This is a genomic window from Halorubrum kocurii JCM 14978 (assembly GCF_000337355.1).
In the GTDB taxonomy this organism is placed as follows: Archaea; Halobacteriota; Halobacteria; order Halobacteriales; family Haloferacaceae; genus Halorubrum; species Halorubrum kocurii.
In genome coordinates this window covers 1-20841 of sequence record NZ_AOJH01000016.1, presented here as the reverse complement: position 1 = coordinate 20841, position 20841 = coordinate 1, and the positions used below count along the sequence as shown (strand labels likewise).

Sequence of the window (20841 nt, the reverse complement as noted above, 5' to 3'; positions counted from 1 at the left end):
CCCCATCCGATAGGAGACCTCCACGGCGGCGACGCTCGTCACGACGACGAGGACGGCGAGGAGCATCCCCGAGACCAGCGAGACGAGGAGCACCCGCCCGAGCCCGAGCGTACCGCCGAGCGCGACGCCGATGAGCCACGCGGCGACGCCGACGATCCCGAAGACGGTCCCGGCCAGCGCGAACACGGCGCCGGCGTTGGCCCGGAGGTCCGGGTTCGACGGATCGAGCTCGTAGGTCCCGAGGTAGAGCTGCGTGGTGAGCCGGGAGCAGGTGATCGAGGCGAGATTCCCGGCCGTTCCGATCTGGACCGGGACCAACACGAGGAGTGCCGGGTTGCTGACGAGCACGGCCTCGTACGTTTCGAGCACCGATCCGGAGACGAGCTGGAGCACCGACAGCGCGGCCAGCAGCGGGATCATCGTCCTGACGATCCGACGGATCGACCACTCGTCGACGTACTCGGCGTCGCCGTCGGATCGGGCGCCGCCCCGCTCGCCGCTGGAGCCGCTCGGACTCACAGTACCGCCCCCACGACGAAGATCCCGACGAGGAGGAAGAGGATCCCGAACACGTCACCGAGCGTCGTCACGACGGGGCCGATCACGTTGTCGGGGTCGAGCCCGCGCCGGTAGCCGACGAAGATGACGGCGATGAGCACCGAGATCATGAGCACCGCCGAGAGGAAGCCGGCGACGACCATGATCCCGACCAGTTCGAGGAGGTTCCCGGCGCCGCCGAACAGCCGGAGCCAGAGGAACGTGATCACGGCGATGAACACGGAGACCGTCATCCCGTTGATGAAGGAGGCGAGGATCGCGTTCGCGAGGCGACGGTCCAACCGGAAGCGGGGCTCGATGAGTCCCTGGTGGAGCCCGGTCGAGAGCCGCGCGCCGAGCGAGCCGTAGACGCCGCCGCGAGTGGCGAGGAACGCCGGCAGCAACAGGAGCAGGCCCGGGACCTCCGAGATACCGGCCCGCATCGTCTCCGATCCGAGGATCGTCCCGGAGAACAGCCCTGCGACGAGGCTGACGAGGATCACCGGGAGCGCCTGCCGGTAGACGTCGCGAGCGGTGTCGTGTCCGGGCATCGAGCGTGTCAACGACGCCGACGGTGAAAAAACCGGACGGGAGCGGGTCAGCGGGGAGGCGAGCGGCGACCGACCGCCGTGGCCCGCCTTGGTGAAAACGAGCGGTAACCGACCGCCGTGGCCCGCATCGTTAAGTCGGTCCGGCGGGTGTTCGATCGCATGGACTACTCGCTCGCCATCGAGAACGGGCCGGAAACGATCCCGGGCGGAACCGGGCTCCTCCTCGTTCACCCGAGCATCGGCGAGACCGACCGGATCGACACCGACTTCCTGAAGACCGACACCGACGCCTTCCTCGTCGTCTCCACGCGAACGACCGCGCGCGAGGTCGAGCAGAAGCTCGAGTACTACGACGTCGACGAGACGAAGGCGACCATCCTCGACACGCTCTCCGTGGAACGCGGCTACTCGCGACGCACGTCCGACGACGTGTACTACGTCTCCGCGCCGGACGACCTCGACGGCGTCGTCGACCGGGTGGAGCGGTTCCTCACCGAACACGAGGGGAAGCGACGCGTCTCCGTGGACTCTCTCACGGAGATGGCGTACTACGCCGACGACGAGGCAGTGTACGAGGCGGCCGCAGATATCCTCGATCTTCTCGACGAGCACGACGCGGTCGGCATCTTCCACCTCTCCGAGGAGGTGCACGAGGTCGCGACGCTCGACCGGTTCCGGGACCTGTTCGAGGGCGTCATCGAGCTCGACGGGGACGGGAACGTGTCCGTCGACGTAGCGTAACGTCGATCGGTCGCGCTACTCCGTGGCGTCGACCATCGACGCCACCGTCTTCTCCGCCCACGTCACCGCGTATGGAGCGCCGCGGTCGCGGTACGCCGCGGTGTCGAGCGCCGCGAACGGCGCGGGCAGGTCGAGCCCGTGACGGACCGCCGAGCAGGCGTACTCGGTCGCGCCCGCGAACTCCGTCTCGCCCCGGGCGACCTCGCCGGCGAGGTCGCCGAGGCGCCCTTCGAGGCGGTCGCCGGCGTCGAGCCACGCGTCGAACAGTCGGGGGCGAGTCCCGTCCCACGACGCGAAGGCGTCGCGGGTGTACAGCCCGACCCACGCGTCGAACAGTGCGGTCGCGATCTGAAAGACGTCGCTGGGACCCATTCCGGTCGTCGACGCGCCCGTGTCGGGGTCGGGACGCCGGATCGCGGCGTCGAGGTCGCGATAGCGCTCGCCGAAGAACGGGAGGAAGCTATCGGGGAGGCGGGAGTCGGGCACCCCGTCAGGCAACGAGCCCGGCGCCGGATCGACGCCGATCTGGACCAGCCGGTCAGCGATCAGGAACGCGAGGAAGTGGTCGGGCGTCCCCTCCGCTCGCCGCTTGACGAGCACGGACTGCGGGTCGGTCTGCGTCGTGCGGACGACGGTCCCGTCCCCGGGAAGCCCAACGGTAAACGTCTGGCCGGCGTACTTGCGGAGCAGGTCGGGGACCTCGTCGGGGAGCCACTCGACCGGAAAGGACGCGGGCGAGAGCCCGTCGACGAACAGCCCGAGGTCCTCCGCGGCGGCCGGGGGGAGCGTCTCGAAGTCCGCGTCGACGTCGAGTACCGGCGAGTTCGACGCGTGTGCCTCACGAACCGCGTCGAGGTCGTCGTCGAGCGGACGGGTCGCGAACATCAGGCGAAGACGTACGAGAGGATGATGAGGACCGACAGGGCGGCCGAAACGCCGATCGTGCCAACGACGATCTTGGTGGATTTGCTCATGAAACATCCTGCGTCCGCCGGTTGTTTAAAGCTATATTCTTCGGCGAAGCGGCGCGCCGACGTCGGGACGTTAGCGCCGTCTGTCGACGCCGCTTTTATGTCTGAACGCCGGATAGCCGTAGTATGCGAATCCGTGACGCGCTTGAGTCGGACGTCGAAGCCCTGGCGACGGCGACCGATCGGCCGCGAGGGGTCGTGAACGACATGATCCACGACCGATCGGTCCGCGTGGCGGTGGCGGGGGACGGAGAGGGCGACGGCGATGGCGACAACGCCGTAGTCACGGGGTTCGTCGCGTTCGACGTGCGGGGAGAGACCGTGCACGTGACCGACTTCGACGGCGACGAGGCGGTGATCCGACGGCTGTTCGAGGAGCCGCGTCGGTTCGCGCGACGGGAGGGAATGAGCGTCGAAGCGGTGGTCCCGAACGACGAGCGGGCCGGGGCGATCCTGGAGGACGCCGGGTTCGAGCGGTCCGGGCCGGGGCCGCGGTTCGAGGGACGCCGGACGACGCGTTACGTGATCGATTCGGCCGATTTGGACCGGTAGGGCAGTGAAACGCGGAGAGCAAAAGTCGGACTGCGTCGGTTCGTCGAGCCGGGGAATCAGTCGGACGCGCCCGTTCGGTGAGCCGGGGAATCAGTCGAACCGGTCCTGAACGATTTCGAGCGCCTCCTCGCGGTCGTCCCAGTCGACGAACACCGCGACGGAGGTCGCGCTGGTGATCAGGTCGATGATGTTGATCCCGTCCTCGGCGAGGGGCGCGATGATCTCTTGGATGACGCCGGACTGGTTCGGGAGTTCGCCGCCCGTCACTCGGATGACGGCAATCGGGTCGGCAACGGTCACCGAGGAGAGCGCCTCGTCGTCCACGACCGCCTCATGGAGCAGCGCCTCGGCCGTCTCTGCGAGGTCGACGTCGACGTAAAAGGTGACCGAGTCCATCCCGGACGCGACCGCGTCGATGTTGATAGCTTCCTCGCGGAGCGCGTTCGCGAGCTGCGAGAGGATCCCCGAGCGGTTCCGGATCGCGCGTCCGGCGATGGTGAGACAGGCGAGCGGCTCCTCGCGCATGTCGATCAGGCTCTCGAACTCGCCCTCGATGCGGGTGCCGCCCCTGAGCAGGTCGCCGTGCTGGTAGTGGACCACCCGGACGGCGAGGTCCTCGTCCTTGTACGAGAGCGCGGACGGCGCCACCACCTCCGCGCCGCGGAACGAGAGGTTCCGAAGCTCGTCGACGGTGATCCGCCCGACGTTGCGCGCCCCCTCGACCACCCGCGGGTCGCCGGTCATCACGCCCTCCACGTCCGTGACGATCACGACCTCGTCGGCGTCCATGTAGTTGCCGAGCATGACGGCAGTGGTGTCGGACCCGCCGCGTCCGAGCGTCGTGACGTTCCCGTCGTGGTCCTCCGCGAGGAAGCCGGTGATGATGGGGACAACGCCGTCCATCTCGGCGGCGATCGTCCGCGCGCGCTTCTTTGTCTCCTCGACGTCGACCTCGCCGAGCTCGTTCGTGATGACGGGCCAGTCCGGGTGACCGGGTTCGAGGAAGACGGCTTCGACGTCCCGGACGGAGAGCGCGGCCTTCAGCATGCGGACGCTGGTGCGCTCGCCCATCGAGACGATCTCGGCGCGGTCGGCGTCGTCCGTCTCGAAGGTGATGTCGTTGAGGAGGTCGTCGGTCGTCGACCCCATCGCGCTCGCGACGACCGCGATCTCGTGGCCCGCCGCGACCGCGCTTGCAACAGAGTCCGCCGCGCGCTCGATCCGGTCGCCGCTGCCGAGGCTCGTGCCGCCGAACTTGGCGACTACGCGCATACGGCCACCCCGCTATCGACCGGTCGAGTCGGTCGATTCGGTCGACCCGGAGGAGAAAGCGAACGAGACGCCGCACTGAGAGTGGTATCGGTAGACATGCGCACCCGTAGCGGAGGAAGCCGCATAACTGTGTCTTCTTCGACAAGGGTCGCCAGAAGGTCCCGATCGATCGCAAAGCGAGAAGATGCTCGGGATATTTCGATCGGCTGATAGTTGTACGAGTAGGTAAGAAGCACGGCTACCCGTCAGAGAGGCGAGAACGCAGCTACTCGTCGGAGATGCCCCACGCGTCGGGCATCTCGATGACGTACCGGCCGTCTTCCTGGAGCGAGATGATGTACTCCTGCCGGTCGTACAGCTCCATCAGGTTCAGTTCGTACTTTCCTGGGCTCACGATCCGGATGCTCTCGAACTGCTCGTTGAGCTCGTCTCGGAGGTCGTCGATATCCGGGCGCGGGCCCTCCGGATCCGCCGGCGTGTCGGGTCCGGATTCGGTGGCGGAGGAACCGCTCTCGACGTCTCGGCTCGCGCGATCGAGTTCGTCGGGCGACACCACGTCGGAGCGGGCACTCGCTTGCGCGACGTCTTCTTCGGTCCGCTCCCGGACGTGTTCCGAGTCCGACTGTTGGGTGTCCGCGGTCTCCGATTCCGAAGCTTGTGAATCCACCGACGGAGGATCGGAGCTCTGACTCTCGGTGGGTTGCGGGGAAGAGGCGGAATCGTCAGCGGCGGAGGCGCCGTCGTCGTCGCTGGCGGACGGGTGGCTGCCGGCAGCGGACGGTTTCCGGTCATCTGCGGACGGTTTCCGGTCGTCAGCGGACGGTTTCCGGTCGTCAGCGGACGGTTCACGGCCGGCGTCCGACGGCATGTCTCCGGGTGACGACGGTTGCTCGTCGGTCGTCTCACCGGCCGGTTTGAACTGGAACTTGTTCCCGCCGCAGTCCGGGCACCCGGAGAGCATCTCCTTGGAGCCGTCGGGGAACGTCCGACCGCAGGTGGTACACTGGTGTGGCATTTACTTGCGGGAGACGAGCGTGCTGATGAGGTTCTCGTCTTTATGTAGGGTCTCGATCTGATTGGCTGGACCGATGACGGTGAGTTTCTGCGTCGACTTCCGGCCCATCAGCTTGTCGAGGAAACTCTGATCGCCCGCCTTCGCCTTCGGATACGTTTCTATCTCGATACCGGTGAAGTCGTCCGGACTGATCTCGGTCATCGTCACCTCGATGAGCTTCGACTCCTCGTCCGGGGAGAGCCCCTCTTCGAGAATGACGATGTTGCCGTCCCGGACCCCGTCGAGGATGAGCCGGATCTTCTCCATCCCGGTGAGTCCGTCCATCCGAGCCCCGCTTATCATGTCGATCCGGACCCCGTCGTCGGAGTCGTCGGAGGGGGCGTCGTCGTCGACGTCTGGGGTTGGGCCCGGCATTAGCCGAAGTACTCCGCGATCTTCGTGTACACTTCGTCCATGTTCTCGCCTTCCAGCGCGGACAGCGGGATCGTCTCGTGTTGCGGGAAGGCGTTCGCGATCTGCTGGACGTCCGATCCGGGGAGGTCCGTCTTGTTCGCGAGGATGAGCGCGGGGAGGTCCTGCGACTCGATGATCCCGATGAGCATCGTGTTCACCTGCGTGAACGGGTCGGTCGTGGAGTCGAGCACGTAGATGACGCCGTCGACGTCCTCGCGGAGCCAGTGCATCGCCTCCGCGACGCCCTCGGTCGCTTCGCGCGAGCGACGAACAGCGTCGTCTTTGTCCATGTCGTGGTCGAGGAACTCCTTGTAGTCGACCTTCGTCGTCACGCCGGGCGTGTCGACGATGTCGATGGTGACCTTCCGCCCGTTGCGTTCGATCTCCACGTTCTCCTTCCGGCGCGCCCGCCGAGTTTCGTGTGGAATGTGGCTCTCCGGCCCGACGGCGTCACCCGTCCAGTCGCGTGCGATCCGATTCGCGAGGGTCGTTTTTCCGGCGTTCGGCGGTCCGTAGATCCCGATTCGCTTGGGTTCGTCGGCCGCGAACAGCCCGTCTGTGACCCGTGATATGCTGTCTTTCAGATTCGTGAGCAGTCCCATCCTGACCTCCAGTCCTGTGTTCTCTCCCAGACACCCTATGCGGTGTGGTACCGGCCGATGCCGCGTTATCCAGCGTGTGTTCGGGGAATTAAGGTAGAATCCACGCCCCTCTCACTTAAGAACTGCGTCAGACACGGCCGATCCGGTGGTATTCGGGTCATGCAGTCGTTGAAACGCGTGATATCGGCCGAATGTTTATTAAGCCTTATTTATATAATTTTAAATAACGGAGAGGGTCTGGACACAGTGACTAACCAGAGACGGAGCAGCCGAGCCTGATCGAAGTCTCGTGATCGAAGTCTCTTGAGTCGGGAACGGTCTCTTGTCTAAGGGGACGCGTTTTGATTCAAGCTGGCGGACCGTTCTCGGTTCTCTTCGTCGTTCTGTTCTATCGCTCCCCCCCACCCCTTTGTTTCGACTGGAGACAGGTGTCGGTGTGGGGGTGGCGAACGATCGGGGTGGAGCAGAAGCCATCTGTGGTTTATATTAACTATAGGTAAGGATGGAATAATATCTAAGAGAGTACCGAGGGTATTGTTTTTATGGTATTATAATAAAACTACCGGTGTTACATACCGCTATCTTACCCCCTCCCCCTTCGAATTCGAGTTCCACACGAAACAAAGGGGTGGGGGGGTCAAGAGAGAACGACGAGCCAATCGAGACGATCGGGAGAGCGGCAATCGGACGTAACCGAACGGATCTAAAATGAACCCGGTGTCCTCCGTGGTATCCAGGGCCAGCTCCGGACCGGTGCGCAGATTGCGTGGCTCTCACCGAGTGCGCGTCCGGAGGCGACACCTCCGTTTCCCGTCCGTCGGTTATCAGTTCCTTACTGACGTATGTCCGCTTGACATCTGGAACCTACTCAACTCAATTCCCGGAAACCAACTCCTAACCGGCCGGCTCGACACCGACCCGTCGAGTTCGTCTCCATCCGCGTATCCCGCCGTTGGTTCGATCGCTTGGACCCTGTCGTCGATCACAACGGACCCGCGATCTCACCCGACCCCGGTCTGTTTCGGGTCCAGAGAGCAACACTTTTGTTCCCCCTCTTCATCTGGTTCGACTGCATCAACTGGACGTATTCGACCACGATCGCGGTCGAATGTCGGTGTTTCAGGTCGGGACACGACGACTGTCGTTGTCGCGTGGGCGGGTTCCACCTGAAACAGGGGGGTTTCAATGGACGAAAGAGAGAACACACCGCAGACCGGTGAATCGGGAGACGAGAGCGGGACCGCCGGGGATCGGTCGGGGACTACCGACGTGGACGAGGCCGACGATCCCGACAATCTCGGCGCTGACCTCGACGATCCGCCTTCGAGCGGAACGCCGTCGCGCTCCGATCGGTCGGCACCCGGAACCGATGAGTCCGATTCGACGACCGATAACCCGACGAGCGGTGACCCGACCGATAACCCGACGAGCGGTGACCCGACCGATAACCCGACGAGCGGTGACCCGACCGATAACCCGACGAGCGGAGATTCGTCGCTGCCAGATCCGACGAGCATCGACGACGTGTCGACTGACATCGACGTCGGAAGCGGGGGACGGGACCGCTCCTCTACCGACGTCGACTTCGACGGCGTCGTCCTCGACGACGACGACGAGAACCAGGGCCTGTTCGACGACCTGCTCTCCGGCGAACCGATATTCGAGAACAAAGAGGTCCTCCGTCCGTCGTACACTCCCCACGAGCTTCCCCACCGCAACGACCAGATCAACCGGATGGCGACGATCCTCGTTTCCGCGCTGCGCGGGGAAACGCCGTCCAACATCCTCATCTACGGGAAGACGGGAACGGGGAAGACGGCCTCCGCGAAGTTCGTCTCCCAAGAGCTGGAGTCCACCTCCCAGAAGTACGACGTACCCTGCGAGGTCGAGTACATCAACTGCGAGGTGACCGACACGCAGTACCGCGTCCTCGCACAGCTCGCGAACACGTTCATCGAGCAGAATCAGGCCGTCATCGCGGACCGGCTCGATCGGTGTCGCGAACTCCGCTCGACCGCCGTCGACGACCCGTCCGCTCTGGCCGACACCGAGTTCGCCGCGGTCGAGGAGCTCGACGCGCGGATCGAGGAGCTCGAAGCCGACGCCGACGAGATGGAGGAGGTCCCGATGACCGGCTGGCCGACCGACCGCGTCTACTCGACGTTCTTCGAGGCGGTCGACTACCACGAGCGCGTGGTCGTGATCATGCTCGACGAGATCGACAAGCTCGTCGAGAAGAGCGGCGACGACACGCTGTATAACCTCTCGCGGATGAACTCCGAACTCAACCGCTCGCGCATCTCTATCATGGGGATCTCGAACGACCTGAAGTTCACCGACTTCCTCGACCCCCGCGTCAAGTCCAGCCTCGGCGAGGAGGAGATCGTCTTCCCGCCGTACGACGCGAACCAGCTCCGCGACATCCTCCAGCACCGCGCCGACATCGCGTTCAAACAGGACGCGCTCACCGACGACGTGATCCCCCTCTGTGCGGCCTTCGCCGCCCAGGAACACGGGGACGCCCGCCGCGCGCTCGATCTGCTCCGGACTGCGGGGGAACTCGCCGAGCGCTCGCAGGCCGAGATCGTCGCCGAGAAGCACGTCCGGCAGGCGCAGGACAAGATCGAACTCGATCGCGTCGTCGAGGTCGTTCGCACCCTTCCGACCCAAAGTAAGATCGTGCTGTTCGCGGTCATCCTCCTCGAGAAGAACGGCGTCCACAACATCAACACCGGCGAGGTGTTCAACATCTACAAGCGGCTCTGCGAGGAGATCGACGCCGACGTGCTCACCCAGCGCCGCGTCACAGACCTCATCAGCGAACTCGATATGCTTGGGATCGTCAACGCGGTCGTCGTCTCGAAGGGCCGCTACGGACGCACGAAGGAGATGGGCCTGTCGGTCCCCGTCGAGGAGACCGAGGCCGTCCTCCTGTCGGACTCCCGCCTCGGCGACATCGAGAACGCGCAGCCGTTCGTTCAGGCCCGGTTCGACAACTGACGGGTCTGTCGAAGGGTCCGCCCTGACTCCGACTCCCCGGTTTCTCCCTATCTCCGACTCCCCGGTTCCTCCGATTCCTCGTCGACGTGTCGCTTTCTCAGCCGGCCGCTCTCGCGGGCGCGTCTCCACTCGAAACGGTGGGCTTCGTGTCGGCAGCGTCAGCCATCGTGACGGGCGTCCTCTCACCGGTACCGCTGTCGAGAGTGCTCCATCCCGTCCCGACCGCAACCCCCGTCGCCAACACGTCTCCCGGTTCCGCCTGTCCGGTCGCGATGAGCCGGACGTAGCCGAGATACGGGACGCGGACCCGCGCCACCCCGGTCACCCAGTCCGCCCTGACCGGGGCGGCGAGGCCGCTCGCCTGATCGTACTCGGCGTTGTTGTCCCCGAGCGTGATGAACCCGTCGTGCGGTGCGGGACAGTGGGTGAGCTCGCCGCAGCCGGCCGCGTTGTGGTACCGATCGTCGGCGCGGTCGTACCAGTTCTCGCCCTCCTCCACGTGAAACATCGCCCGGTGGATGATCGGCGACGCGGTCCGGCCGGGCGGCCGGTAGATCACCACCGAGCCGTACGATCCGAACGTCCGGTAGTCGGCGGCTTCGCCGGCTTCGTGGGTTACGACGCCGATGTCGTTGTCCGCGGCGTCGGGGGCGAGGCGCCCCGGCTCTGTGACAAAGACGAGGTCGCCGACCTCCATGTTCGGCTCCATGCTCCCGGACTCAACCGCGACCATCGGCGGCCACACGCCGCTGACGCCGAACAGTATCAGGCCGATCACGAGCACGATGGCGACGCTGGAGAGCATCTCCCGGATCCACATCAAGATACCGTCCCTGTCGTGGCGGAACCGGTACAGGAATCCAGTACCGGAGGCGTCCGGGCCCCGATCCGTTTCGGCTCCGGGTCGGTCCGCGTCGGTTCGATCACGTTCCGTTCCGCTCGGACTGTCAGCGCGTCGGTCGCCGATGGGGCGGTCGTCGGAGGCCCGGTCGCTGGAGTGCGGGCCGCCGACGGGGCGGTCGGGTTCACCCGACGCCTCGGCGACGCCGGGAGACCCCGTTTCAGACTCCGTGTCGTCGGCTACCTCGCCACTCCACCCGTCACTCTCCTCGGTGATCGACCCGTCGTCGCGGTCCGCCCCGTCTCCGGGGGCGTCCCCAGCCAAACCGTCGGAGTCCGTATCCGCACTGTCGACATCCTCCCCGTCGGGGTCGCCGCTCCCGGCATCGATATCCGCCGATCCGGTCTCCCGGTCGGATTCGTCGTCTCCGTCCGACCGATCCCCTTCGTCCATTACGTTCGGCTTGACGGGTTTCGCTCATAAGCTTCCGGGTCCCGACCGCCGTCGGTTCCGGGGGATCGGAGGGCTCCGGAACCGTTTTGAGCCGCCCTCTCGTTTCGAACGTCGTGCCGCTGGAGTCGAACGCCCGTATCGTCAAGGAGCTCGCCAGACACGGATACAACGCGGAACGCGAAGCCGTCACCCTCCTCGTGAGCGCGCCCGACTCCGCCGCCGCCGTCGAATCGGTCGTCGACCGAGCCCCGGACGACGCCCTGCGAATCACGTCCGACCACGTCCGCGCCGTCACGAACGATCGGTCCGCTTCCGAGTCCGGTCGGTCAGCTTCCGAGTCCACACCGGGAACCTCAGACACCGACGCAACCGCCCGAGCCGACGAACGGACCCACGAATCCACTCCAACCCACACCGGCGACGAGTCGCCTTCTGGGACCGTAAAAGACCGATCTCCAGTCGAAACAGAGGGGTCTTCCTCGGGCCTCGACCGCAGTCCCGACCGCAGCGCCGACAGCAGCGCCGACAGCAACGCCGACCGCAACGCCGACCGCAACGGCGACACCCCCCCGCACCACGACCCCGATCTGCGAGAGTTGGAGATCGGCAACGACATGACCGGTCGGAGCACCGGCACGGGCGAGTACGGCGACTTCGTCCGAACGTTCCGAGACCGCTACGAGCGGCTCTCCAAGGTGCTCCGCGGTCGGGTCAACCACCGTCCCGCCGAGGCGATCGCGGAGATGCCGGGCGGGAGCGACGCCGCGATAATCGGGCTCGTCAACGACGTCCGGTCCACGAAATCCGGCCACTGGCTGGTCGAACTGGAGGACACGACCGGGACGTTTCCCGCCCTGATCATGAAGGACAAGGGGCTCGCCGACCTCGTCGACGAGATCCTGATGGACGAGTGTCTCGCCGTCGAGGGCACGCTCGCCGACGACTCCGGTATCCTCTTCGCGGACTCGCTCCACTTCCCCGACGTCCCCCGGACCCACCGGACCGGCGGCGCCGACCGCCACGTGCAGGCCGCACTGATCTCCGACGTCCACGTCGGCAGCGACGAGTTCATGGCGGACGCGTGGCGCAGCTTCACCGACTGGCTCCACACGCCCGAGGCCGAGCCGGTGGAGTACCTGCTGCTCGCCGGCGACATGGTCGAGGGCGTCGGCGTCTACCCCGGTCAGGACGAGGAGCTGGAGATCGTCGACATCTACGACCAGTACGAGGCGTTCGCGGAGCACCTCAAGGAGGTGCCGGCCGACACCGAGATCGTGATGATCCCGGGTAACCACGACGCGGTCCGGCTCGCCGAGCCCCAGCCCGGGTTCAACGACGAGATCCGCTCCATCATGGACGTCCACGACGCGCAGATCGTCTCGAACCCCGCCACCGTCTCCGTGGAGGGCGTCGACGTGCTGATGTACCACGGCGTCTCCCTCGACGAGGTGATCGCGGAGCTCCCGGAGGAGAAGGCGAGCTACGACGAGCCCCACAAGGCGATGTACCAGCTCCTGAAAAAGCGCCACGTCGCGCCGCAGTTCGGCGGCCACACCCGCGTCGCGCCGGAGGAGCGCGACTACCTCGTCATCGAGGACGTACCCGACGTGTTCCACACCGGCCACGTCCACAAGCTCGGGTGGGGGAAGTACCACAACGTCCTCGCCGTCAACTCGGGTTGCTGGCAGGCCCAGACGGACTTCCAGAAGTCCGTCAACATCGACCCTGACGCCGGCTACGCGCCTATCCTCGATCTGGACACCCTCGACATGACGGTCCGGAAGTTCTCGTGAATCTGGACACCCTCGACATGACGGTCCGGAAGTCCTCGTGACCGAGGGCAGTCCGCGCGGCTGATCGATTCCGTCGCCCTACCGATCGATCTCGACGCGACCGCTGGTCGCGCTGTTGAGCCGCTCCACGAGTTCCTCCACCTCGGCCACGGGGACCCGAAGCGCGAACCGCACGCGCTCGTCGTAGTCGGCCTCGAACTCGACGCCCGCCGATTCGATCACGCTCCTGACGGTCCCCGAGTCGTCGTACGCGGTCTCCACGACCAGCCGTCGGTGCGGTCGCTCCTCGATCACGCCCGCCTCGTCGACCCCGTCCTTCACCGCCCGCGAGTAGGCGCGCGCGAGCCCGCCGACGCCGAGGTTCGTCCCGCCGTAGTAGCGGGTCACCACCGCGACGACGTTCCGGATCTCGCGCTGCTGGAGCACGTTGAGCGCCGGCTTCCCGGCCGAGCCGGTCGGCTCCCCGTCGTCCGAGGAGTACTCCCGGAGCATGACCTCGCCGCCCGGCGTCCGTTCGGAGGCCTCGCCCGCGGGAACCCGGTACGCCGGCACGTTGTGGGTCGCGTCGTCGTACTCGGCCCGGACGCGCTCGACGAACGCCTCGGCCGCCGCAACCGTATCGGCCGGCGCGACGTGCCCGAGGAACTCCGACCCCTGGACCTCGAACGTCGCCGTCGCGGACTCCCCGACCGTCAGGTACGTCTCGCTCATGCGCGCGCCTCCTCGTCGTCCGCGGCGCCGCCGTCGCTCGCGGCGTCCTCCCGCCGATCGAGCACGACGCTCGTCGGCGGCGCGAGCCGGTACAGCGCGAGGAACGCGATGATTCCGACGATTTCCGCGCCCTTCCCGACGATCGCGAGCGGGTCGCTCGCGAGCGCCGCCGCGGTCCCGCCGCCGTGCCACCCCGCGTAGCCGACGAGGAACGCGGCGAGCGTGCCGGCGCCGAGCGCGTACAGCCGCCGGTACTCGTCCGCACGCAGCGTCGCGACCGCGACCGCGACGGTGAACGCCCCGCCGAGGAGGAACACGTACGGGCGCGCGTCGGCCGGCTCGGCGAGCCGCGGCCACGCCCACAGGAAGTGGACGGTCGCGCTCAGCGCCGCGGTCTGTGCGGCCACCGCCCGCAGGAGGCGTTTCCGCGGCGCGTCGCGTCCGGCGTACCTCCGGTCCGAACCGCTCTCACGGCTCGTCGGGTCGCTCCCACGGCTCATCGGGTCACTCCCACGGGTGGTCGCCCGGTACGTCGGGCCACAGGGGGTACCAGTACGACTCGTCGTCTTCGAGCCCGAGCTCCCCGTCGAGGACGGACTGGAGCTTGAACTCGACCTGCTGGTTCCGGTCGCTCGTCCCCTTCGGCGAGAAGGGGTAGTACGCGCCGCGGCGGAACGAGTAGATCCAGTAGGCGTCGGTGCCGTCGCGTTCGAAGCCGAAGACGGCCGCGAGCAGGCGGGAGCCGAACCCCTCCTCGATGAACTGGTCGGCCGCGAAGTGAATGCTCGTCACGAGGTCTTCCGGGTCGTCGTCCTCCAGTACGAACCACTGGTAGCCGTGGTCGTCCTCGTGTCGGTGGAATCCGGTCCCGGTGTCGATCTCGCCGGCCTCCAGGATGGCCTCGACCGTCTCGACGGCGTCGTCGAACCGGGTGCTGTCGACCCCGGAGAAGCACAGCGCGGCCTCCCCGCAGTGGTCGTAGCCGAGGTCGGCCTCCATCGTCATGTACGCCGTCGACATCCCGAAGAGGTCCTCGGGGTCGGCCTCGCGGGTCGCGTCCGTCTCGGCGCTCGTCCCGAGCACGGCGCGGATCGTGTCGAAGATGCCCATCTATGGAGGCGGCTAGGCGACGCGGGGTTTAGGGGTTTGCGTCGGGGGCGCCGCGGCCCTCGTCGCGACGGTCGCGTCGCCCGCGTCGTCGACGCTACTCTCCGGACTCCTCCTCGACGCGATCGAGGTACGTCAACACGCCGCGCGAGTTCAGGTTCGCGTCGGCCCTGGCCCGCTCCGGGTTCCAGAACTCCACGTCCCGGCTCGCTTCCTCGAAGTGCTCGACGACGGCCTCGTCGTCCGCGAGCGCCTCACGCTTCTCCCGGACGGCCTCGACCCACTCGACGTACGCCCGCTTCGCCTCGCCGATCAGCGACGGCTCGTACTCGCGCGGCCCGAAGTGACCGAAACAGACGTACTCGGGGTCGATCTCCTCGATGGCCGAGAGGTCCCTGAGACACTGGTCGAGGTCGAACTGCGGCGGCGGCGTGGTGGGACGGACCGTGTCGACCTCCGGGACGTAGATCCCCGCGGCGTCGGCCGTGAAGACGACGTCCGCGTCCGGCTCGTGGTAGAACGCGTGGTGCGGGGCGTGCCCGGGCGCCTCGTGGACGATCAGCTCTCGGTCGCCGAGGTCGATGCGGTCGCCGTCGGCGAGCCCCGCGATGCGGTCCTCGGGAACGGGGACGGGGTCGTCGTAGTACTGCCACTGGTCCCGTACGGCGGATTTCGTGCCGGCGACGAGCGCGTCCGGATCGACGAGGTGTCTGACGCCCTTCTCGGGGACGCGGACCTCGGCGTTCGGGTAGCGCTCGGCGAGGTGGCCCGCGCCGCCCGCGTGGTCGAGGTGGGCGTGCGTGGGGAGGATCCACGCCAGCCCCTCGCGGTCGATCCCGATCTCGTCGAGCGTCTCGAACAGCCGCTCGCGGTTCGCTCCCGTGCCGGTGTCGATCACGATCGGTCGATCGGCGTCGTACACGTACACCGCCCCGTACTCGTCGGTCCCGAACATCCCGGTGTCGTGGACGTACAGGTCCGGGACCCCGCGGACCGCCTCGAACTCGCCTGCGTGCATGTCGACACGACTGCCGCGCGATGCCTTTTATCGATCGGTCGCGGCGAACCGGCGTCGAGGGTGACGGGCCGCGGCGTCGTGGCGGACCCTTATGGTCGCTCCGCCCGAGAGACGAGTATGCGCGCGCTCGTCACCGGAGCCACGGGATTCGTCGGGAGCCGACTCGTCCCGGCGCTCCTCGACAAGGGTCACGAGGTGGTCGCTCTCGTCCGCGACGCCGATGCGTACGATCCGCCCGCGGGCGTTCACGTCGTGGAGGGCGACCTCCTCGAACCTGACACTCTCCCGCCCGCGTTCGAAGTCGACGGTGAGCCCGTCGACGCCGCCTACTACCTCGTCCACTCGATGGACGGCGGTCCGGGCTACGAGGAGCGGGACCGGAACTGCGCCCAGAACTTCGTCGAGACCGCGTCGGACGCGGGAGTCGATCGGGTCATCTACCTCGGCGGGCTCGGCGAGGACCGGGACGACCTCTCCGAACACCTCAAGTCCCGCCGCGAGGTCGAGCGGATCCTCGGGACGGGCGACCCGGCGCTCACGACGCTGCGGGCGGCGATCATCGTGGGTGCCGGCAGCGCGAGCTTCGAGGTGATCCACGGGCTCGCGAGCCGGCTCCCAGTGATGACCACGCCGAAGTGGGTCGACACGCTCTGTCAGCCGATAGCGATCGACGACGTGGTCGGTTATCTCCTCGGCGCGTTCGAGGAGCCCGCCACTGCCGACGACACCTTCGAGATCGGCGGCCCGGACGTGTTAACGTACGGAGAGATCCTCCGGCAGACGCGCCGACAGCTCGGCCACGCCCTGTGGATAATCCGGGTCCCCGTGTTGAGCCCGGAGCTGTCGGCGAAGTGGCTCCGGCTGGTCACCGACGTGAACCCCTACCTCGCCCGGTCGCTCGTCGAGGGGCTCCGCAACACCGTGATCGTCGAGGACGACCGGATCCGGGACCTCGTGCCGATCGATCAGACGCCGTTCGAAGTCGCGGTCGCGCGGGCGATCGACGAGATGAACCGGCCGGAGGGGGCTCGGTCGGAGGCGACCCGGTCGTGAGCCGCAACTACGGTGAGACGTGGGTGTACGAGAGCCTGGTCGGCGGGATCCCCGGACTCGGCCTCTCCCGGACGCTCGCGGTCGCGATCCAGTTCGTCCTGTTCGAAGTCGGCGTGGTGGCGCTCGGCTGGTACTACGGGCTGTGGGACGCGGTCCTCGCCGGGACCGTCGCCGTCGCGGTGGCGGCCGTCGGCAGCGTCGAGATGCATCGGCTGGGGGCGATCAACCGTCGGCTCCCGACGCCGGCGTCGCACAAGCGGCTGCTGTTCGGGTCGAGCATCGAGATCGTCCTCGGCGTGCTCGCGTTCATCGCCCTGGTCACGTACATGATCGCGTGGGACGGCGCCCTGATCGAGCGGCTGTTCGGTTCGGACCCGCCGATTCCGGTCGTCTACCTCACGCTGTTGATCCTCTGGGACCTCACCTACCGGATCGGCACCTCGTGGTGGAGCGCGGTCGTCGCGCTGTGGCGCGCGGTCCACGTGGACCTCCCGCCGGCGGCGACCTCGCGCGTCAGGCGACTCGACGCGGAGAACATCGGCTTCTCGGTGATCCAACTGGCGCTCGTCCCCTTCCTGCTCGACGAGCCCCTGTTGCTCGGAGCGGTCGTCGGACACGTCCTCGCGGTCGCGGTCGTCTGTTCCGCGGCGATCGCGCTGTCTTGAGGCCGGCACCGGCGCGGCTCAGCGACGGTTATCGGTCCGACTCGCGGAAGTGACCGAACGAAGAGGAAGTCGCGAACCGCCGAGTCACTCGCCCTGTAGCTCCTGGAACTTGTCGAGGAGTGCCTCCGTGGAGTCGCCGGAGTCGTACGTGAGCGATCCGGAGTACTCCGGCCGCTCGGCGTCGAAATCGGCGTCGACTTCGCTGGTCTTCTTCTCGCGACGCTCGTGTTCAGCCTCGTCATAGGCACCCATTGACATGGTACACTCTCACTTTGAAACTGTCAGTAATATATGTGTCGGTGAACTATCGCATTTTCGAAATTTCTACCCCGGACCGAACGGCGAGACCGATCGAAGAGCAGGGTCGAAGGCGGTCCAGGTGGTGGGTTCCGACCACCGGAACCGATTAACCCCGGCGCGTGGAAGCACCGCCGTGGCACAACCGATCCGATTCAGGCGCGCGCCCGGCCGCTGGAGCGCGGACCGCGTGCGCTCGCAGCTCGAACGCCCCCTCGACGGCAACCTCGGGGCGACCGCGGGCGACCCGTGGTTCGCTCCGCCACCCGGCTACGAGGCCCGGCGGTTCGACATGGACGACGGCTCCTTCGCGCTGTTCTGCTGGACGGACGGCGACGACGACCCTCCGGACGGGGCGGACGGCGGGCCGGTCGGGTACTGGGTCGGCAACACGGAGACGCCGAGCGAGCTCTGGCGGACGGACAAGTACGGGTTCGACGAGGTCCCTTACCCGGTGGCCCGGTGGGTCCAGCGGGAACTGCTCGCGGGGCTCCACGACGACGAGCCGTGGCTCGCGGCGTACCCGCACGTCTCGTGGTTCTTCCTCCCGGTGTTCTGCTCGAAGGACGGTGCGGCGACGACCAGGGCGTTCTTCCGCGACCACGCGGCCGGGTTCCCCGACGCGACCCGCGAAGAGGGCACGGAGTTCGTCGAGGAGACGCTCCGCCCGGGGACGCTCGACGACTACCGCGAGACGATGGCCGGGAAGCTCGGGACCTCGGCGTCGCTCGATCTGGTCCGGATGAGCGCCGCGATCGCGGAGTTCACGGCGGCCCGGATCCTGACCGAGGCCGGCTACGAGGTGACGCCCGAGATCGAGGTGACGACCGGTCACTCGCTCGACTACCGCGCGACGGATCCGGACACCGGGGCCGCCTCGCTGGTCGAGGTGACGCGTCCGCAACCCGTCTCCGGGCGCTCCGCGAACGATCCCGTCGCCGCGGTCCGCGACACGGCGGAGACGAAGACGAGCGGCCAGCTGGAGGCACACGGCGGCGGCGTCACTCTCTTCGTGGACTGCAGCTCCTTCCCCGCCGACGACTGGGCGGCGGTCCGCGAGGCCCGGCCGGAGGTCAGACACCGGCCCGCCGTCGTCCTCCGCGCGCGCCCGAGCGGACGCGTCGAAGGGTACCGAAAGGGGTCGGTGCCGCTCGACCTGTCGAGTGCGATCGAGTGGGTCTGACCGGTCGCCGAGAGGTCGCTACGGATCCCCCTCAGTCGCGTCGTCGCCGGACTCGACCCGACGGACGCGTCGCTCCCAGGTCGGACGCTCGGTAAAGTAGGGTCGTTTCGACCGCCCGCTCAGAACGAGACCGGCGACGGTCCGTCGTCGGCGTTGGTCGTCGGGTCGCGGTCCGAGTAGAACCGCCGACCGACCCCGCGGTGACAGACGCCCGCGCGGAGCGTGGTGAACACGTCGTCCGCGTCGTCGAACGTCTGGTCGCCGAACCGCTCCAGCACGTCTCCGAGACGCTCGGAGCCGTCGGCGAGCTCTACGGTCGCGTTCCCGTGGGCCGCGATCAGTTCCTCCGAGGTCGTCGGATATTGGTGCCGTTCGAGTCGGTCGTCGACGCCGTTCAAGCGCATCAACTATTGGAAGCCGCCGATGGTTCTTAATGATTGTCCATGCACAACCTTAGTCCGAAGAGTCTCTTTATATTTCCTTATATGAGGTCTGTTCACACCTCGAGATCGTCGCCGCTTAGTACGAGGGTCGCCGAGTTCGGCGCATGAACGCGGACCGGATCGTCGCCGACCTCCACGCGCACACCACCGTCTCGGACGGCACGCTGACCGCCGCCGAACTCGTCGCTGTCGCCCGCGATACCGGTCTCGATTGGGTCGCCGTCACCGACCACGACCGCGTACACCCCGACATCAGCGCGCCGGTCGTTGAGCGCGACGGGGTTCGGGTCGTCCGCGGGATCGAACTCCGCGTCGACGCCGGCTCCGAGCGGCTCGATCTCCTCGGTTACGCGGTCGACCACACCGACGCGCTCGACGCCGAGATCGAGCGGCTCCAGACGGACCGCGAGCGACGAGGGGCCGCGATCCTCGGGGCGGTCGAGGACCGGCTCGACATCGACCTCGGTGTCGAGCCTCGTCCCGGGCTCGGGCGCCCGCACATCGCTCGCGCGATCGACGACTCGGCGGCCCCGTACGACTACGCCGACGCCTTCGACGAGCTGATCGGGAACGACGGCCCCTGCTACGTCGCGCGCGACGTCACGGGACTGGAACGCGGCGTCGAACTGCTCCGGGACGCCTGCGCGGTCGTCGGACTCGCACACCCCTTCCGGTACGACGACGTCGACGCGGCTCTCGACGTCGCCCGCGATCTGGACGCGGTGGAGCGCTTCTACCCCTACGGCCGCGCGGTCGACGACGCGCGGATCGAGCGGGTCGCCGCCGAGAGCGACCTCCTCCTGACGGGCGGGACCGACGCTCACGAGCGGACGCTCGGCGAGGCGGGACTCACGGCTGAGGCGTTCGCTCCGGTCCGCGAGCGGCTCCCGGATGCCGCCGACGCGACCTAACGAGTTCGGGATTCTCGACTGTCCCGATCGACGAACAGGGTTAAGCCCGACGCCGACAGAGTGTCGCGTATGCGGTGTCACTACTGCGAACGGGAGGCCACCTACGAGGCCGAGCAGAGCGGCGTGGTCGTCGGGCTCTGCGAGGAGCACTTCAAGGCGCGCGTCGAGGAGCTCGCGGAGTCCGACGAGCTCGCCTCGCTTCGCGACAAGATCGACATCGAATCGTCCGAGTAGCCGTCGGCCCGAGGACCCAGTAGTTCTTCCCGCCCCTCTTCCTCACCCGGTTCGCCGCGGACGGATCATAAAAGGCCGCCCGGAGCCAACGCTCCGGTATGCACCCAACGGACCGGCCGCGGCGCCTCCGCACCGACGGCGTCCGCCCGCTCGTCAGCGAGACCTCGCTGTCGGCCTCGGACCTCGTCGCGCCCGTCTTCGTCGACGCGACGACCGACGAGCGCGTGCCGATCGAGACGATGCCCGGCCACGAGCGCGTCCCCGTCGATGAGGCGGTCGCCCGCGTCGAGGAAGTCCGCGAGACGGGTGTCGAGGCGGTCATCGTCTTCGGGATCCCCGAGTCGAAGGACCCCGAGGGAACCAGCGCGTACGCGGAGGACGGGGTCGTCCAGCGAGCGATCCGGCGGATCACCGCCGAGACCGATGCCTACGTGATCA

The 20841-nt window shown here is 67.3% G+C and carries 24 protein-coding genes and 1 pseudogene; 10 read left to right on the top strand and 15 right to left on the bottom strand.

The window, feature by feature from the left end; translation table 11 throughout:
- Positions 1-420: magnesium transporter (locus C468_RS01925; RefSeq protein ID WP_193788239.1), on the bottom strand; the 420-nt coding region annotated here is incomplete at its 3' end.
- Between the two features lie 95 nt (positions 421-515).
- Complete coding sequence (locus tag C468_RS01920) at positions 516-1088, bottom strand: magnesium transporter (protein WP_008847190.1); 573 nt, start codon at positions 1086-1088, stop codon at positions 516-518.
- A gap of 159 nt (positions 1089-1247) precedes the next feature.
- Between C468_RS01920 and C468_RS01915 the strand changes: the two genes are divergently transcribed.
- A complete protein-coding gene (locus tag C468_RS01915) occupies positions 1248-1829 on the top strand; it encodes a DUF7090 family protein (protein WP_008847189.1) in 582 nt (193 codons plus the stop codon).
- Positions 1830-1844: 15 nt separating this feature from the next.
- On the opposite strand, the gene C468_RS01910 is transcribed toward C468_RS01915, so the two are convergent.
- Entirely contained in the window at positions 1845-2714 is an 870-nt protein-coding gene (locus C468_RS01910; protein ID WP_008847188.1) for a DUF7089 family protein, read from the bottom strand.
- Positions 2714-2803, bottom strand: a complete 90-nt coding sequence (locus tag C468_RS19425; RefSeq protein ID WP_449272009.1) for a hypothetical protein — start codon at positions 2801-2803, stop codon at positions 2714-2716. The genes C468_RS01910 and C468_RS19425 overlap by 1 nt, the downstream gene beginning before the upstream one ends.
- Positions 2804-2926: 123 nt before the next feature.
- On the opposite strand from C468_RS19425, the gene C468_RS01905 reads away from it, so the two are divergent.
- Positions 2927-3352 (top strand): hypothetical protein, encoded by a 426-nt coding sequence (locus C468_RS01905; RefSeq protein ID WP_008847187.1) that lies wholly within the window; start codon positions 2927-2929, stop codon positions 3350-3352.
- A gap of 90 nt (positions 3353-3442) precedes the next feature.
- Here C468_RS01905 and C468_RS01900 read toward each other — a convergent pair whose 3' ends face one another.
- The 4 genes from C468_RS01900 to C468_RS01885 all read right to left on the bottom strand — a co-directional run bounded on the left by C468_RS01900 (position 3443) and on the right by C468_RS01885 (position 6694).
- Positions 3443-4624 (bottom strand): aspartate kinase, encoded by a 1182-nt coding sequence (locus C468_RS01900; RefSeq protein ID WP_008847186.1) that lies wholly within the window; start codon positions 4622-4624, stop codon positions 3443-3445.
- 265 nt (positions 4625-4889) lie between these two features.
- Positions 4890-5639 carry an OapC/ArvC family zinc-ribbon domain-containing protein gene (locus tag C468_RS01895; protein ID WP_008847185.1) on the bottom strand — a complete coding sequence of 250 codons (750 nt, stop codon included), beginning with the start codon at positions 5637-5639 and terminating at the stop codon, positions 4890-4892.
- Complete coding sequence (locus C468_RS01890; RefSeq protein WP_008847184.1) at positions 5640-6053, bottom strand: DUF2073 domain-containing protein; 414 nt, start codon at positions 6051-6053, stop codon at positions 5640-5642.
- A complete protein-coding gene (locus tag C468_RS01885; RefSeq protein WP_004047973.1) occupies positions 6053-6694 on the bottom strand; it encodes an Era-like GTP-binding protein in 642 nt (213 codons plus the stop codon). Before C468_RS01885 ends, C468_RS01890 begins: the two co-directional genes overlap by 1 nt.
- Positions 6695-7879: 1185 nt before the next feature.
- Between C468_RS01885 and C468_RS01880 the strand changes: the two genes are divergently transcribed.
- Complete coding sequence (locus C468_RS01880) at positions 7880-9694, top strand: AAA family ATPase (RefSeq protein WP_008847183.1); 1815 nt, start codon at positions 7880-7882, stop codon at positions 9692-9694.
- A gap of 97 nt (positions 9695-9791) precedes the next feature.
- Here the strand turns inward: C468_RS01880 and C468_RS01875 are convergent, their stop codons facing one another.
- Positions 9792-10988, bottom strand: a complete 1197-nt coding sequence (locus C468_RS01875) for a Signal peptidase I-like protein (protein ID WP_008847182.1) — start codon at positions 10986-10988, stop codon at positions 9792-9794.
- Positions 10989-11101: 113 nt separating this feature from the next.
- On the opposite strand from C468_RS01875, the gene C468_RS01870 reads away from it, so the two are divergent.
- A complete protein-coding gene (locus C468_RS01870) occupies positions 11102-12781 on the top strand; it encodes a DNA-directed DNA polymerase II small subunit (RefSeq protein ID WP_008847181.1) in 1680 nt (559 codons plus the stop codon).
- A 78-nt stretch (positions 12782-12859) separates the two neighbouring features.
- Here the strand turns inward: C468_RS01870 and C468_RS01865 are convergent, their stop codons facing one another.
- From C468_RS01865 to C468_RS01850, 4 genes are all read right to left on the bottom strand, one after another.
- Entirely contained in the window at positions 12860-13492 is a 633-nt protein-coding gene (locus C468_RS01865) for an IMPACT family protein (RefSeq protein ID WP_008847180.1), read from the bottom strand.
- Positions 13489-13992 (bottom strand): hypothetical protein, encoded by a 504-nt coding sequence (locus C468_RS01860; protein WP_008847179.1) that lies wholly within the window; start codon positions 13990-13992, stop codon positions 13489-13491. Before C468_RS01860 ends, C468_RS01865 begins: the two co-directional genes overlap by 4 nt.
- Positions 13993-13996: 4 nt before the next feature.
- Entirely contained in the window at positions 13997-14602 is a 606-nt protein-coding gene (gene pspAB / locus C468_RS01855) for a PspA-associated protein PspAB (RefSeq protein WP_008847178.1), read from the bottom strand.
- Between the two features lie 94 nt (positions 14603-14696).
- Entirely contained in the window at positions 14697-15617 is a 921-nt protein-coding gene (locus tag C468_RS01850; RefSeq protein ID WP_008847177.1) for an MBL fold metallo-hydrolase, read from the bottom strand.
- 117 nt (positions 15618-15734) lie between these two features.
- Between C468_RS01850 and C468_RS01845 the strand changes: the two genes are divergently transcribed.
- The gene (locus C468_RS01845; RefSeq protein WP_008847176.1) at positions 15735-16670 is read left to right on the top strand and encodes an NAD(P)H-binding protein; all 936 of its coding nucleotides are present in this window, start codon (positions 15735-15737) and stop codon (positions 16668-16670) included.
- Complete coding sequence (locus C468_RS01840; protein ID WP_008847175.1) at positions 16667-17335, top strand: DUF7530 family protein; 669 nt, start codon at positions 16667-16669, stop codon at positions 17333-17335. The genes C468_RS01845 and C468_RS01840 overlap by 4 nt, the downstream gene beginning before the upstream one ends.
- An 84-nt stretch (positions 17336-17419) precedes the next feature.
- Here C468_RS01840 and C468_RS18470 read toward each other — a convergent pair whose 3' ends face one another.
- On the bottom strand, positions 17420-17587 hold the full coding sequence (locus C468_RS18470; protein ID WP_008005688.1) for a DUF5786 family protein: 168 nt from the start codon (positions 17585-17587) through the stop codon (positions 17420-17422).
- A gap of 181 nt (positions 17588-17768) precedes the next feature.
- Here C468_RS18470 and C468_RS01835 point away from each other — a divergent pair, with 181 nt between their 5' ends.
- The gene (locus C468_RS01835; RefSeq protein ID WP_049911892.1) at positions 17769-18815 is read left to right on the top strand and encodes a DUF5784 family protein; all 1047 of its coding nucleotides are present in this window, start codon (positions 17769-17771) and stop codon (positions 18813-18815) included.
- Between the two features lie 119 nt (positions 18816-18934).
- Here C468_RS01835 and C468_RS01830 read toward each other — a convergent pair whose 3' ends face one another.
- Complete coding sequence (locus tag C468_RS01830; protein WP_008847173.1) at positions 18935-19219, bottom strand: DUF5789 family protein; 285 nt, start codon at positions 19217-19219, stop codon at positions 18935-18937.
- A 143-nt stretch (positions 19220-19362) separates the two neighbouring features.
- Here C468_RS01830 and C468_RS01825 point away from each other — a divergent pair, with 143 nt between their 5' ends.
- From C468_RS01825 to C468_RS01820, 3 genes and pseudogenes are all read left to right on the top strand, one after another.
- On the top strand, positions 19363-20169 hold the full coding sequence (locus C468_RS01825) for a PHP domain-containing protein (RefSeq protein ID WP_008847172.1): 807 nt from the start codon (positions 19363-19365) through the stop codon (positions 20167-20169).
- A 69-nt stretch (positions 20170-20238) separates the two neighbouring features.
- On the top strand, positions 20239-20403 hold the full coding sequence (locus C468_RS18465; protein ID WP_008005682.1) for a DUF6757 family protein: 165 nt from the start codon (positions 20239-20241) through the stop codon (positions 20401-20403).
- A gap of 98 nt (positions 20404-20501) precedes the next feature.
- A pseudogene (locus C468_RS01820) lies at positions 20502-20841 on the top strand (porphobilinogen synthase); the annotation flags it as partial.

What these genes read in the sequence shown, in the direction of transcription:
- C468_RS01920 (WP_008847190.1), bottom strand. Translation starts at nt 1,088, where the DNA reads ATGCCCGGACACGACACCGCTCGCGACGTCTACCGGCAGGCGCTCCCG.
- C468_RS01915 (WP_008847189.1), top strand. Translation starts at nt 1,248, where the DNA reads ATGGACTACTCGCTCGCCATCGAGAACGGGCCGGAAACGATCCCGGGC.
- C468_RS01910 (WP_008847188.1), bottom strand. Translation starts at nt 2,714, where the DNA reads ATGTTCGCGACCCGTCCGCTCGACGACGACCTCGACGCGGTTCGTGAG.
- C468_RS19425 (WP_449272009.1), bottom strand. Translation starts at nt 2,803, where the DNA reads ATGAGCAAATCCACCAAGATCGTCGTTGGCACGATCGGCGTTTCGGCC.
- C468_RS01905 (WP_008847187.1), top strand. Translation starts at nt 2,927, where the DNA reads ATGCGAATCCGTGACGCGCTTGAGTCGGACGTCGAAGCCCTGGCGACG.
- C468_RS01900 (WP_008847186.1), bottom strand. Translation starts at nt 4,624, where the DNA reads ATGCGCGTAGTCGCCAAGTTCGGCGGCACGAGCCTCGGCAGCGGCGAC.
- C468_RS01895 (WP_008847185.1), bottom strand. Translation starts at nt 5,639, where the DNA reads ATGCCACACCAGTGTACCACCTGCGGTCGGACGTTCCCCGACGGCTCC.
- C468_RS01890 (WP_008847184.1), bottom strand. Translation starts at nt 6,053, where the DNA reads ATGCCGGGCCCAACCCCAGACGTCGACGACGACGCCCCCTCCGACGAC.
- C468_RS01885 (WP_004047973.1), bottom strand. Translation starts at nt 6,694, where the DNA reads ATGGGACTGCTCACGAATCTGAAAGACAGCATATCACGGGTCACAGAC.
- C468_RS01880 (WP_008847183.1), top strand. Translation starts at nt 7,880, where the DNA reads ATGGACGAAAGAGAGAACACACCGCAGACCGGTGAATCGGGAGACGAG.
- C468_RS01875 (WP_008847182.1), bottom strand. Translation starts at nt 10,988, where the DNA reads ATGGACGAAGGGGATCGGTCGGACGGAGACGACGAATCCGACCGGGAG.
- C468_RS01865 (WP_008847180.1), bottom strand. Translation starts at nt 13,492, where the DNA reads ATGAGCGAGACGTACCTGACGGTCGGGGAGTCCGCGACGGCGACGTTC.
- C468_RS01860 (WP_008847179.1), bottom strand. Translation starts at nt 13,992, where the DNA reads ATGAGCCGTGGGAGCGACCCGACGAGCCGTGAGAGCGGTTCGGACCGG.
- pspAB (WP_008847178.1), bottom strand. Translation starts at nt 14,602, where the DNA reads ATGGGCATCTTCGACACGATCCGCGCCGTGCTCGGGACGAGCGCCGAG.
- C468_RS01850 (WP_008847177.1), bottom strand. Translation starts at nt 15,617, where the DNA reads ATGCACGCAGGCGAGTTCGAGGCGGTCCGCGGGGTCCCGGACCTGTAC.
- C468_RS01845 (WP_008847176.1), top strand. Translation starts at nt 15,735, where the DNA reads ATGCGCGCGCTCGTCACCGGAGCCACGGGATTCGTCGGGAGCCGACTC.
- C468_RS18470 (WP_008005688.1), bottom strand. Translation starts at nt 17,587, where the DNA reads ATGGGTGCCTATGACGAGGCTGAACACGAGCGTCGCGAGAAGAAGACC.
- C468_RS01830 (WP_008847173.1), bottom strand. Translation starts at nt 19,219, where the DNA reads ATGCGCTTGAACGGCGTCGACGACCGACTCGAACGGCACCAATATCCG.
- C468_RS01825 (WP_008847172.1), top strand. Translation starts at nt 19,363, where the DNA reads ATGAACGCGGACCGGATCGTCGCCGACCTCCACGCGCACACCACCGTC.
- C468_RS18465 (WP_008005682.1), top strand. Translation starts at nt 20,239, where the DNA reads ATGCGGTGTCACTACTGCGAACGGGAGGCCACCTACGAGGCCGAGCAG.